The organism is Enterococcus sp. DIV1083b (assembly GCF_051713705.1).
In the GTDB taxonomy this organism is placed as follows: Bacteria; Bacillota; Bacilli; order Lactobacillales; family Enterococcaceae; genus Enterococcus_D; species Enterococcus_D casseliflavus.
In genome coordinates this window covers 916,131-929,329 of sequence record NZ_JBIOQJ010000001.1, presented here as the reverse complement: position 1 = coordinate 929,329, position 13,199 = coordinate 916,131, and the positions used below count along the sequence as shown (strand labels likewise).

The 13,199-nt window shown below is 45.1% G+C and carries 10 protein-coding genes; 3 read left to right on the top strand and 7 right to left on the bottom strand.

What is annotated here, in order from left to right; genetic code table 11:
* Positions 1 to 178 precede the first annotated feature (178 nt).
* The 7 genes from ssb to fdrA form a co-directional block, all read right to left on the bottom strand.
* Positions 179 to 661, bottom strand: coding sequence for a single-stranded DNA-binding protein (gene ssb / locus IGI69_RS04325; protein WP_016610622.1), 483 nt, complete (start codon positions 659 to 661; stop codon positions 179 to 181).
* A gap of 228 nt (positions 662 to 889) precedes the next feature.
* The gene (gene allD, locus IGI69_RS04320) at positions 890 to 1,951 is read right to left on the bottom strand and encodes an ureidoglycolate dehydrogenase (RefSeq protein WP_167826869.1); all 1,062 of its coding nucleotides are present in this window, start codon (positions 1,949 to 1,951) and stop codon (positions 890 to 892) included.
* 48 nt (positions 1,952 to 1,999) lie between these two features.
* A complete protein-coding gene (locus IGI69_RS04315; protein WP_438739817.1) occupies positions 2,000 to 3,217 on the bottom strand; it encodes a dicarboxylate/amino acid:cation symporter in 1,218 nt (405 codons plus the stop codon).
* Positions 3,218 to 3,230: 13 nt separating this feature from the next.
* Positions 3,231 to 4,163 carry a carbamate kinase gene (gene arcC, locus IGI69_RS04310; protein ID WP_438739815.1) on the bottom strand — a complete coding sequence of 311 codons (933 nt, stop codon included), beginning with the start codon at positions 4,161 to 4,163 and terminating at the stop codon, positions 3,231 to 3,233.
* Positions 4,160 to 5,410 carry an MFS transporter gene (locus IGI69_RS04305; protein WP_005225376.1) on the bottom strand — a complete coding sequence of 417 codons (1,251 nt, stop codon included), beginning with the start codon at positions 5,408 to 5,410 and terminating at the stop codon, positions 4,160 to 4,162. The genes arcC and IGI69_RS04305 overlap by 4 nt, the downstream gene beginning before the upstream one ends.
* Positions 5,411 to 5,425: 15 nt before the next feature.
* On the bottom strand, positions 5,426 to 6,247 hold the full coding sequence (locus tag IGI69_RS04300; protein WP_142972820.1) for a DUF2877 domain-containing protein: 822 nt from the start codon (positions 6,245 to 6,247) through the stop codon (positions 5,426 to 5,428).
* Positions 6,237 to 9,245: a DUF1116 domain-containing protein gene (fdrA, locus tag IGI69_RS04295; protein ID WP_015509195.1), complete on the bottom strand. Its 3,009-nt coding sequence runs from the start codon at positions 9,243 to 9,245 to the stop codon at positions 6,237 to 6,239. Before fdrA ends, IGI69_RS04300 begins: the two co-directional genes overlap by 11 nt.
* Positions 9,246 to 9,361: 116 nt before the next feature.
* Here fdrA and IGI69_RS04290 point away from each other — a divergent pair, with 116 nt between their 5' ends.
* The 3 genes from IGI69_RS04290 to IGI69_RS04280 all read left to right on the top strand — a co-directional run bounded on the left by IGI69_RS04290 (position 9,362) and on the right by IGI69_RS04280 (position 13,083).
* Positions 9,362 to 10,939, top strand: coding sequence for a PucR family transcriptional regulator (locus tag IGI69_RS04290; protein ID WP_201688593.1), 1,578 nt, complete (start codon positions 9,362 to 9,364; stop codon positions 10,937 to 10,939).
* Positions 10,936 to 11,733 (top strand): alpha/beta hydrolase, encoded by a 798-nt coding sequence (locus IGI69_RS04285; RefSeq protein WP_438739811.1) that lies wholly within the window; start codon positions 10,936 to 10,938, stop codon positions 11,731 to 11,733. Before IGI69_RS04290 ends, IGI69_RS04285 begins: the two co-directional genes overlap by 4 nt.
* A 204-nt stretch (positions 11,734 to 11,937) precedes the next feature.
* Positions 11,938 to 13,083, top strand: coding sequence for a cation:proton antiporter (locus IGI69_RS04280; RefSeq protein ID WP_005225371.1), 1,146 nt, complete (start codon positions 11,938 to 11,940; stop codon positions 13,081 to 13,083).
* Positions 13,084 to 13,199 lie beyond the last annotated feature (116 nt).

Genomic DNA, 13,199 nt, shown 5'->3' with positions numbered 1-13,199 from the left:
ACTTTTTGTGAAACACTATTTTCACTTTCGCGATCATTTATTACAATCACCATTCTATTCAACCGCCTCTTTGATTCGCAATAAAGAACACCGATAGTCAGATATAATTGAATTTTTCCAACGCTTTCTCTACGTAAAAAAACATGCGAGAAGCCGTTGCTTTCCGCATGTTTCGTCATTAAAATAATCGATTGTCTTTTAAAAACTCCAGCATCTGTGTTTTTAGGGGATCTTTTTCATTACGGATCGACTTTGTTTGCGTCGGTTCATCAAGTGTCGATGGTCGCTTTTTAGGAAAAGGCGCCGCTGGTTCTTCTGCTAACTCTAAAATTTGAAAGGTATCCACCACGACTTCTGCCGCACAAAATCTTTGCCCTTCTGCTGTTTCATACGGACAGCCTTGCAAGTGTCCGTTGATTTTGATACTTGCTCCTTTTTGAGTATACCGTAAAAAGGTCTCTGCCTGTTTCCCATGAACGACACAAGCAAACCATTCATGATGCACTTCTTCACTGTTTTGCCATTGAGATACAATGACAAGATCAAAACGTACGCCCTGATCGTCCGCCGCATCAAACGCTTCTTTACTAGGCATCGCTGCGATTTTCCCAGTAAGAACCACTTTATTCATTGCCACGCTGCATCCTCGCTTTTCTCTCATTTCTTGAGTGATCTAAACTTATGCGACCTATTCTACCATATTCCAAAAAACAAGCAATCAAAGGTTAAATGGCTTAAGAAATGCTTTGAAAAAAATGAACCAACTCAAAGAATTCGTCTGCTCCTTTCAAAAAGCTGCGATTTTTTGACGGAAAAATTCTCTTTGCTCCACACAGTAAAAAAACAGTTGGTTCAATACCCCTATGAACCAACCGTCTTCTGCAAATCTTTATTTAGCAAAGGAATCTTGACTCCCATAGCGATCAAAATGGAGGGTTTCGCTTTCGAGATAATCGATGATCGCTTTGGGGATCAGGACCCCTTCTTGCTGAGCTTTTTCAAAGTGTATTTGACTGATCTCTCCAGGATAGTAGACTTGTGATTGCCCTTTTACTGGCGGGATTGCATGCAGCTCAGTCACCATCCGATCGATGCTTTGCTTGAAGGTTTCGGTGTCCGTAAAACGAGACGGATCGATCACCAAAAGGAATTGTCCTAAGCGACGTTTTTCCGTCAAGTCCGCATACATGGAGGTGACCTGTTTACCAAAAGCCAAGCCCAACATCGAGCCAGCTAAAATATCCACCATCATCATCAAGCCATACCCTTTGGCACCAGCGATTGGCAATAATCCTTGGACTGCATAGGGGTCGGTGGTAGGCAAGCCTTGCTCGTCTACGGCCCAAGTATCGGGGATCTGCTGCTTCTTCGAGCGAGCGTCCAAAATTTTGCCCCACGCTTGAACCGTTGTCGCCATATCAAAAACCACCGGCGGATGATTGGCTCGTGGTGCTGCAAACGCGATTGGATTGGTGCCAAAATAGTTTTCGGTCCCACCAAAAGGCACCGCCATCGGATCCGATTGACACATGGCGATCGCCACTAAGTCGGCTTCAGCAGCCTGTTTGACGTAATACGCCATCGTCCCGCTATGGCTGGTCTGCTCGATTCCTACTGCAGCGATCCCTGCTTCTTTCGCCAGATGAATGGCGATCGCAATCGCTTCGTTGCACACATAATGCCCCATGCCGTTATCTCCGTGAAAAATTCCGGTAGCGGCGCCTGTTTTTTCAAAAGACATGTTTGGTTCTAGCGTGATGCCGCCTTTTACTAAGCGCTCGGCATAGTAGTCCATCCGCACGGCACCATGAGAATGGATCCCGCACGCATCCGCAAAGGTCAAATGTGCCGCTGTTTCACTGGCAGCGGCTTCTGGCAAACCAGCAGCCAAGAGTTTCTTTTTCATCAATGCTTCTAATTCCAGCAGAGAACGTCTGCTCATTTCTTCCATCTTTTTTCCTCCTTAGAAAAAGAGAAGCACGCTTGGCAACGGCTTCTCTTATTGATTAAACACGCGATGATCGAGTTCATCAGCTGATTTAGCGATCAAAAGCGCTGAATAGACATCTGAGTTCACGTTCAAGATCGTCCGCAGCATGCCAACAAACCATTCGACACCAGCAAATAGCGCAATGCTTTCGATTGGTAAACCGAGCTGGGGAACAATGATTGCCAAGGAAACTAACCCCGCTCCGGGAACAACTGCATTGGCTAAAGAAACGAAAGTCGCAGTTACAGCTACCGTCACCATTTGGATCCCGTCAAAGTTGATTTGATACATTTGGGCGATCGTCATGACTGTAATCGCCATATGCATCGCTGACCCATTGCTGTTCAAAGACATCCCTAACGGCAATACCAAATTGGTGATGCGGCTACTGAGTCCTAATTTATTCTGGGATTCTTCCATAGCGATCGGCAGCGTGATGGCAGAGGAGGTTGTCGCCAATGCCATGACCGACATATTTTTCATATTTTTGATCAATCGTAACGGATTGATCCGACAATACACGGTCAACAAGACTAGCCACAGCCCAAGGAACGTGACGGTGGCTAGACCGTAGACAAGCAAATAGCTGCCTAATGGCAAAATGATCTGCAAGCCCAGGGATCTGATCGTTGAAGCGATCAAAGCAAAAATACCGATTGGTGCCACGATCATCACGTAACGAATGATGGCAATGACGACCTCATTCAGATCCACGATCAGCCCATAAAGAGCTGACTCAGGTTTCTTTTGCATAAAGCGATTGAGGGCAACACCAAAAAATAACCCAAAAACGATGATTTGAATAATTGACCCTTTACTCAACGCATCGAAAATATTCGTGGGAATAAAGTTGATCACTGTCTCTGATATAGAAATTTCTTGTGCTTGCAGAGGTTCGCCGGCAGCTTGTGAAAAGTCGATCCCTTTGCCTGGAGCAAAGAAGAGCGCCATCAGCACGCCCCATGCAGCAGCGAATAAGGAGGAAATCCCAAAGACAGCGATCGTTTTTCCACCCAAACGAGTGAGTTCTTTCGGGGCAATCCCCCCAACTGCTTGAATGATTTGTCCAACGATCAATAATGGGATCGCCATTTGCATCAGACGCAAGAAAAGATCGCCCAAAATTTTTAGGAACGAAGCGGCTTGCCCAAAGAACAAACCGCAAAGAATCCCTAGAAGAACGGCAATAACGATCTGCGTCACCATCGGTAGTTTTTTTGCTTTCACTTTGATCCCCTCTTTATTTTCGAAGTATGGTTCCTGTATGCTGATCCAGTTCAGCTAACTTTTCGATTGAGGTAATAATCGCGGTTCTGGCTGCATCTTCTTCGACAAAATCAATCGCAGCTTCTATTTTTGGCAACATACTACCCGCTGCAAAATGGCCTTCCTCGATGTAGCCCTTGGCTTGTGCCACACTGATTTCCCCTAAGGCTTGCTGATTCGGCTGGTTGTAATTGATGTAGATATTGTCGACACCAGTCAAAATGATTAGGCGATCGGCCTGCACGTCTTTTGCTAAGACACTAGCGGTAAAGTCCTTGTCGTTGACGGCTTCCACGCCAGTAAACCCATTATCATTGCGAACGACAGGTACGCCACCACCACCGGCACAAATCGTGATTACACCAGCATCGACCAATGTTTTAATGGCTTCTTTTTCAACGATTTCTTGCGGTTTCGGGGATGGAACCACTTTCCGGTAACCACGCCCAGCATCTTCTTGATATACCCCGCCATTGGCTGCCATCGCAGCATTGGCTTCCTCTTCACTATAAAAAGGTCCGACTGGTTTGGAAGGTTTCTCAAAGGATGGATCTGCTGGATCGACACGAACTTGGGTGACTAATGAGATCACCGATGGATGTGCTTGACGTGTGGCAAACTCGTTGATCAAGGCATTTTGCAGCCAATAACCGATACTTCCTTGGGTCATCGCCACGCAGCTGTCTAATTTCAATTGGGGATTTTTTTCACTTTCCCCTGCTTTTTGCTGCAACAGTAAGTTGCCGACTTGTGGTCCATTGCCGTGACAAACAATGACTTTTTCCCCTTTTTCGACAAAATCGGCAATATAACGTGCTGCTTGCGTAACAACTGCTTTTTGTCCTTCATCACTAGGGTCTTTATCTAAAATAGCATTGCCGCCTAACGCGATCACATTCAAACTCATTTTATGCTCTCCTTCTGATTTTCCTTTGCTAATACGGCAAAAACACCTAATCCGATCAGCAGTAATAGACAAGACAGGTAAAACCCGACCTGCATCGATCCTAAAGAATCGGCTAAAAAGCCAGTAACATAAGGTGCTAAGATCGACCCCGACATCCCGATAAAATTATAAGCACTCAAAGTCGTTCCTAAGGCGCCTTTTGGTGCGTTTTTCGTCACAAAGGTCACGACGATTGGATCAAGCGCCAGCTTGCCAGTCAATCCATACAAAATCAAGACAGTGATCAATAAGGTACGATCCGTTACAAAGGCAATGGCAAATACGGAAAGGGTCGCCAATGGGACCAATAAATAGACTAATTTTTTCGTTGCGCCTGTTTTATCATTCAATCGAGCAAAAATCAACGCACCTGGAATTGATGCCCATGGGACTAAGGAAGCAATAAAGCCGACACTCGCCCCTTCAAAGCCACGCTCGGCAATCAAGAATTGCGGCAGCCAAGTAATGATCACAAAGTTTGCATAAATGCTGGTAAAGCATAGAACAAAGGCTGCCACGAGATTGCGGTTTGAAAAAATCTGCTTCAAGGAAATCTTTTCTTTCGGCCCTTCTTCTTTTATTTCTTGTCCTTCATCTTCTGGACGAATCACTTTTTCTTTCAAAACAAAATAAAACAAGACACCGACGATCAAGGTCGGAATCGCCATTAGGAAGAAGGGTTGGCTCCAATGGCCCCCGTTATCCAAGACCAATTTACTAGAAAGCAAGTACCCGCCAGACGTTCCAAACGCCATTCCACTGTTGATAATGGCATTTCCGACGGTTCGTTTGTTGTCGGGAATCGCTTCGGTAGACAATGCGTATTGCGGACCGTAATAGGCACCTTGACCAATCCCTGCAATGGCACGAATCACTAAAAACAAAACAAAGCTTGTGGCTAGCCCACTGAAGTACGTAGTCACCGCCAATAAAACAAAGCCTAGAGCGATCACTAATTTGCGACCGATTTTGTCGCCGATGATCCCAAAAGGAATTTGCGCAACGGCATAAGTCAAAAAGAAAATACTATTGGCAAGTCCTAGTTGTGTGTTACTTAAATTGAATTCTTCACCGATCACACCCATGATTGGATTGAAGATCGTCCGTGTGGCGTACATTAAAATCCAGCCGACAAAGAAAATAGCAACGACTTTTTTCCAGTAAGAATTGCTTACTTTGACCGCATCTTTCTGGTTACTGATTTCCATGATTTCTCCCCTTTTCTATTCTTTCTCCTCAAGTGACAATGACTCCAACGCTAACAACAACCCAAAGCTAAGATCTTTGCCTGACGAATGACCGATGGACATCAGCTGCTGCACATCGTTTTCCAGCACCTGCGGGTTTTTACTTTTTACGTCTTGGAATAATTGCAGCATTACCGAATTGACATACCCTTGACTGGCACTTTGAATATATGCAAGGCTGACATCCGTCGTAGACAGCGGTTTTGCCAATGCTTGCGCTAACGTTTCGGCTTCTGGCTGCTGCAAGGCATAGAGCATCGCTTGATAGGCAACGAGAAGATCATCGCCGCTAGGTGTCAATCCTTTGCCACGACCAATCAGGTGGTCAATGATTGGTTCCCAATCTGAGACAGACTGCCGCAATGCCGCAAACACTGCTCGGGTTTTCTCATCTTCTGGCAACCCAATCTTGGTTTCTAGTTTTTGTTGAAGCAGTATTTCTTTCAAAAGCTGCAATTCCGCAGAGGTGAAGGATAGCTCCTTCACCTGCAGCGAAACCAATTCTTTCTCCTCTAATGAAAGAGAAAATGTTCCTTTTGTGCTGTAAAAAGTCAGACCATGCTCTCGGACTTGCACGCGATTGCCGACTTCGATCAAAGGCAAGACTTGTTCAAACAATGCATCAGGTAAAAAGACCCCGAAGCCAGTCAAATAGTTGCGATAGTTGTTGATATTGACCAGCTGCTGCCCGATCATCACATTGAATGAACGATCAAACACGCTATGCACCCGACCGGTACGACCGAATCGTTGCAGTGGGTCTAGATAATCACTGATTTTAATTTTCTCAGTCAACATCGATCCCCAGATCCTTCGCATAAGCCGTCAAGGCATTTTCAAAACAGCCTAACGGTGCACGCACCGTGCCTGCGCCGACTTGACCGACACCTGCTTCTTTATGGGCGATCCCAGTATTAATGATTGGGGTGATGCCTGTTTCAACGACTTTGCGGATGTCGATCCCCAAACAAGTCCCTTGGAAATCCCATGTTGGGATCGAGAAGGTCGGATTATGACCGAAACAGATTTTTGCCATTTCATTGGAAGTTTCTAGCGCATCTTCAAAACCACCAGCGCCGACAAAGCGTGTTACCCCTGGTGCGGCTACCATTGCCATTGCTCCGACACCGACGGTTTCAGTAATGGCACTGTCCCCAATATCGGGATTGCCATCTGCTTCGGTAAACCCAGTAAAGTACAAACCTTTCGGCGTATTGACTGGTGCAGTATGCCATTGGTCTTCTGTTTGGGCGACACGAACCCCAAAGTTAACACCGTTTCTCGTCATGGTGGTCACGATCGTTCCTTTGGCATCGACACGGGCACCGTCAACGATGGCTTTGCCAGTTGCCATCATGATATTCAAGAAGAACTGATCGGTATCTGCTAAGAACTTGATCACTTCATATTTTTGCTTTTCATCGATCTCTGTTTGGATGATCAACGGCGCGATTTCTTTCAAAAAGTTCAATGATGCTGCAATATTTCGTTGATGGAATTCATCCCCCATTGTGATCGACCGGGCAATCAATACATTCAAGTTGATGCCTTCTTCTGTTAATTGTAATGCCTTGGCAATGGTTGGTCCTAAGACGTCTTTGATCCAATCCAAACGATCGATCACTTCTTGTGAATAGGCACCAAATCGTAAGACTTTACCGATCCCTTCGTTCAAAATACAGTAGGCTTTGTTGCCGACAAGGCGGTTCTCAACCACAAAGACAGGCATATTCCCAGAAGTGATTCCCCCCATTGGTCCAACTGCCTGGACATGGTGACATGGCATAAAGCGGACTTCCCCACTTTCGAGTAAACGGCGGGCTTCGTCTTCATCCTTCGCCCAGCGTTCAAACAAGGCAGCGCCGATACAAGACCCTTGCATCGGTCCCGTCATTTCCGACCATTGGATCGGCGGTCCTGCATGCAGCAAGGTTTTCTGGCTTTCGTTTAATTCAGCGATCACTGATTTAGCTGGAACGACATCAATCAAGAATGGTTGGGCATTTTTGATTTTATCCGTCACTGCTTGGTTTTCAGCTGTGATTTTTTCGTCAAATTCTTCTAACGCGTCTAAAATACGGATCATTTTCTTGTTGCCGTTGGCACGAGGACGCCAGTTAAATTGTTCTGTTTTCCCGCCATATTGCAGGATCGATTCATTGAAACTTTGCAAGCCAACATTGATGATCCGTGGTTTGGTGGTCAACAGCTCCATCACTTTCTCGCTAACTGTCGGCACCTCAACTTTGCTACCAGTATAGTCATTGACCGCTTTGTCTGCTTCAGAAAGAGTCGCCCCTTTTAAGGCGAGGGCTAATTGCACTGCTTGAGCATTGCTTGGTGCCACATAGACGCCAGCTGCTTTCAAACGGTTGACTGCTTCTTGATAGTTTTGCGGATCTTTTTCAGTTCCGCAGACGGTAGCAACAAAGTACAACGCGCGATCGGCTGCTTGGGCTGTTTGCTGTGCAGCTTCGATGGCTGGTAACAAAGCTCCTACCATATCTGCATGTGCGCCGTAACCTAACACCACATCAAATAAAATGACCCCGGTTTGCTCATCTTGCGCATAGTCTTCGATTTTTTTAATGCGCACTTCAGGATCGATCATTGGGTGCGGTTTGCCTTGGGTATAGATATCATCACCAAGGTCGATCACATCATAGCCGTGGGAATGCAAGATATAGCCTTCTTGTTTTACAAGGCCTTCCAGATTCAAGGCTTCGGATATCAGCATTCCTGCTTCGGCAGCTAATGTACCGCCAGAATAAAGACCTTTGACCACTTTGTCTTCAGCGAGTTTGGGCACATCTGGGGTTGCCACGCGTTCAAAATAGTTCGCTTTGACGGGTTCTTCATTGGCAAGATCAACAGCGATGCGCGCTGTTTCTTCCAGAGTATGTGCCAAATAGACTTTTCCTTCATGGGCTTCTGGTTTTTCTCCTAAGAAAATCGCTACCACTGGTTTGCTGATACTTTGCAGCAATTGAACGACTTCATCCCGCACTTCTTTTGCAGGTGGTTTCGAGATCACGCAAATCACATCTGTCGGTTCATGATTTTCTAAAGCAACGATGGCATCTTTGACAGTGATCGCCCCAACTTTGTCGCTTAAGTCACGTCCGCCGGTCCCGATGGCATGAACGACACCACCGCCTAATCGGTCAATGATCGTCGTCACTTCTTGAATCCCCGTACCAGAGGCACCAACGACGCCGATGTTTCCTGGTGCCACGACATTCGTGAAGGCAATCGGAATGCTGGAAATAATACCGGTCCCACAGTCTGGCCCCATCATCAATAAGCCTTTTTCATGAGCCAGCTTTTTCAAACGCACTTCATCTTCGATAGCGACATTGTCCGTAAACGAGAAAACATGCAAATCATTTTTCAAGGCTTTTTCCATCTCGGCTGCGCCATATTCCCCAGGAATACTAAATAATGCAACATTGGCATCCGGCATTGCGCTCAAGGCTTCTTGCCATGAAGCCGCCGCTGGCGTTTCTTTGCCTTGATCTTTTGCTGAGAGATCAGCTAAAAATGAATCGATCGCTGGCATTACTTGATCCATGATCTGTTCGTTTTGGCTATCGACTACGATCATCATATCGTTGGGTGAAGCACCTTCAGCCTCTTCAGAAAGCAAGCCAGTGTTATTTAATATGTCTTTGTTTGCATCCGTCCCCATCATGATTTGACTCATTTCGACATCGCCTAGATCATTGATCGTATTCGTCAGCAGCATTAAGTTAATGGAATCTTGGTAGTTATTCTTTAAGATTACTGTGTGCAGCATTTGTTCTCCTCCTTTTCTTATACTCTCATTCTAACGAGCCTTGTTTGCGTTTTCATTGGATAAAATTCTAAAAAAATGCTATACTTTTTATCCAAAAGAGAAAAAAGGAGCATTTTATGAAATTAAAAGAATTGGTTGAACTGCCGCTTTTTGAAAAAAGTAAAGTCCTGACTGGCTCCATTGGTTTAACAAATTCCGTCGGTTCCGTCATGGTGCTGGAAGCGATGGACATCGAGAAATGGAGCAAAGCCCATCAATTGATTTTGACTTCTTTTTATGCCTTCAAAGACCAATCCCCTGAGGAACTGCGTGTTTTTTTTGAAAAAATGCAGCAAATCGGTGTCAGCGGTTTAGTGATCAAAGTGGATCGCTTGATCCCTATGATTCCGGATTGGGTGATTGAGCTTAGCTTTGCTTATCAGATCCCTTTGATCAAAGTGCAGCAAGAAGTCAGTTATGAAGCCATCATGCTAGCGGTTTACGAACCATTGCTAAATCACCAAACCCAGCTGCTGCGTACCTATTACGAAGTTCGCCAGCGCTTCATGAAAGTCGAGCGCAACCACTCTTCTTTCGATCAGATCATGCAGGAGTTCTATCAATTGATCGAAAAGCCTTGTTCTTTGCGCATCCCCCATTTAGATGTGCATGTGTCCGTCGGTCAATCCTTTAAGAATTTCGTGGTGACCAAACAAGAACCCATGAAAACCGTCGAGTTTACCAAGAACCACTACGAATATTTGGAATTATTTTCTCATGAGAACAATCAATATGTGACTGCCATCAAAGTAGAGATCATCAATCCTTACAATGATTTATGTACCTTGATCGTTTATCAGAAAGATTCGCAGATCCCTGAGGCAAAAGTCATGATCATTGAAAATGTGATCGACGTCATTTATGAACGCCTCCAAATGGAGTATTTGTTGAAGAAAGAACGCTACAATCGCATGAACAATCTGGCCGATGCGATTTTACAAAACACTCCTAGTAATTTGGCTGAGCTGGATCTTTTGTTAGAAGAAGCGCAACTGGATCGCTACGATTTCTACCAAGGCATTGCCTTTGCTTCCAACAGCTTTAAAGATAAGGAGCGTAAGTCCGTCGTTTTGCACAAGCTACGGGCGTTGAAAACACCCCACGTCTTTTTTGAACACCACAATTATTTGGTGATCCTCTATAATTTCCAGTCGATCGCCCATCAGGTGACGAAACAGATGCTGCAGACACATTTTGATGATACCCTGTTAGCCGATGAACATGGCTGCTTGGTGGTCAGCGAAGTCTTGCGCAAGGAACAGATCAAAGAGATCCTGCCAGAGTGTTTGGATGCGATCCGCTTCAATCGGCAGTTTTATTTGGCGCCGATCATTGCCTATAGCGACTTAGGTATCTTTAGTTCCTTTATCAAGGAGAACCAACTGGAAAAGCTGCAGCAAAGCATTCCCCCGAAGCTGTATCAACTTTCGGAAGAAAATGAAGAGCTGTTCAAAACGCTGTATACCTTTTTTATCACGAATCGCAATTACAAAAATACGGCTGAAACCTTGTTTCTTCATGCCAAAACGATTCGCTACCGGCTAAGCAAAATCGAACAGCTACTAGAGATCGATCTGACAAGTCCGATCCAATTAGTCAATTACGAGATCGGCACCTATTTATTAGAGCTTCAGAAAAGGAGTCAAGCAAAATGAAAAAAGAATGGCAATTGACCACCGGTGCTTCGGTGTCCCTTTATCCTGCTTCGGAGAAATACGTGATTTACTTTCACGGCGGCGGTTTTGTTTATGGAACCCGTCAAGACATTCCCGCATCACTGATCGCACTATTTCAAGAGCAGCAATACAGCGTCCTCACAGTCGATTATTTACTGGCGCCCAATTCATCGTTAGCGGAGATTTTGGCGCTGAACTGGCAAAATTTTCAAGAATTGCAAGCAACTGTGCTTAAAGATAACCCGTTTTGTTTCTGCGGACGCTCAGCTGGCGGTTATTTGATGCTGGCGCTGACCCAGCAATTACTGAAGGAACAACAGAGATTGCCTGAAAAACTGGTCAACTTTTATGGGTATACCGATCTTTCTTTTATTGAAAACAAACGAGTCTTGCAGCAGCCGCTCTTAAGCAAAGAGCAAGTCCCTTCTTTGGATCAAACCGAGATCGTTTGGGATGATCCGCAGTTTCAGCGCTATTTGCCTTATGTTTATTGGGTCCAACAGCAAGAACTCACCACGATCTATGGTCTAACAGCTGAAGCTCTTTCTGACTATGCCATTGATCCTGAGCTGCTTGTTCAATTTCCTCCAATTTTCAGCAGTGCCAGCAGTACCGATGAGGAAGTTCCTTTTCGTTACAGCAAAGGCTTGAAGAAAGTGCCTAAAAGCAAATTTGTCCCTGTCTATGATTTGCCCCACGACTTTTTGAAAAACGTCGAGGAGCCGCAAGTCCAAATGGTGTTTCAGCAGCTCGCCCGTTGGCTCAAACAATAATTTGATACAAGTAAAGTGAAAATAATGTTTTTTTATTTCGACGAGTGCACAGAAAAACTCTGATTGCCTTCGCTTCCTCCTTATCTCAAAAAACGTGTGGTTTAATGAAACTCTTTTAATAAAAAAAGGCTTGATACAGGCTCAATTCAAGAGAGAATGCTATACTAAAGGGGAGTATGTTATAGGAAAGAAGGATGAGGTTTTATGCATTTTGTCGGGATTTTGTGTTTGATCCTAATCACGACGACCCTCTTCTCGCATCTGGCGAGACGGATGGGCGTTCCTGCTGTCATCGGGCAGTTGTTAGCGGGGGTTTTATTAGGAGGCGCAGGACTCAATTGGGTCCATCCAGATATTCTGGTTCATGATTTTTCAGAGATTGGTGTTATTTTGCTGATGTTTTTAGCGGGACTGGAAAGTGATATTTCTTTATTGAAACGCTATTTTCGTCCTGGGATGCTCGTTGCCCTTTTGGGGATCGTGTTCCCAATGCTCTTCGGGTATGCCACAGGGGTCGGTTTTCAAAGCAGTCCCACAGAAGCGTTCTTTTTCGGGATCGTATTAGCTGCCACCTCAGTCAGTATTTCTGTCGAAGTATTGAAAGAGTTGAATGTGGTGAATACGAAAGAAGGATCGACGATTCTTGGTGCTTCCGTCGTGGATGATATTTTGGTCGTGTTGGTTTTGAGTCTTAGCCTTTCCTTTTTAGGCGGCGAAAGCAGCCAAGCAACACCACTGCCGGTCACCTTATTGGTAGAATTGATTTATTTTGTGTTGATTTTTCTATTGGTGAAATGGATCGCTCCGTTCTTAATGGCACTTGCAGAAAAGCTATTTGCAAATTCCGCGGTGATCATCATGTCACTGATCATCTGCTTAGGAATGGCTTATCTTGCTGACCTCGTTGGGTTAAGCTCGGTCATTGGTGCCTTCTTCGCAGGGATCGCTGTCAGTCAAACGAAGGTTCGTGAGGAAGTGGAACACAGTGTCGAAGCATTAGGTTACGCCGTCTTCATTCCGGTGTTCTTTGTCAGCGTTGGCTTAGAAGTTGATTTTTCCCGCTTAAATGAGCAATTATTCTTTATTCTTGCCTTTACCGTGGTCGCGATCTTGACCAAACTGGTCGGCGGCTATGTCGGGGCGAAAATCGCGAAATTCTCGAACAACAGTGCTTGGATGGTGGGAGCTGGAATGATTTCCCGAGGTGAAATGGCATTGATCATTTTGCAGATTGGTCAACAAAACCAATTGATTTCGTCCGCATTGTATTCCCCTTTGGTGATCGTTGTCTTGTTGAGTACCTTGATCTCTCCCCTGATCTTAAAATACTTTACGAAAAAGATTTATTAAGCGATGTAGCAACAGCTAGGCGATACCGATGATTGCGAAAAAAACAGCACGGGTTTTGTAGTGACCGCTCAACGGCCGATTGTTGATTGAACGTTGGGCGGTCGCTTCCTTTCCCG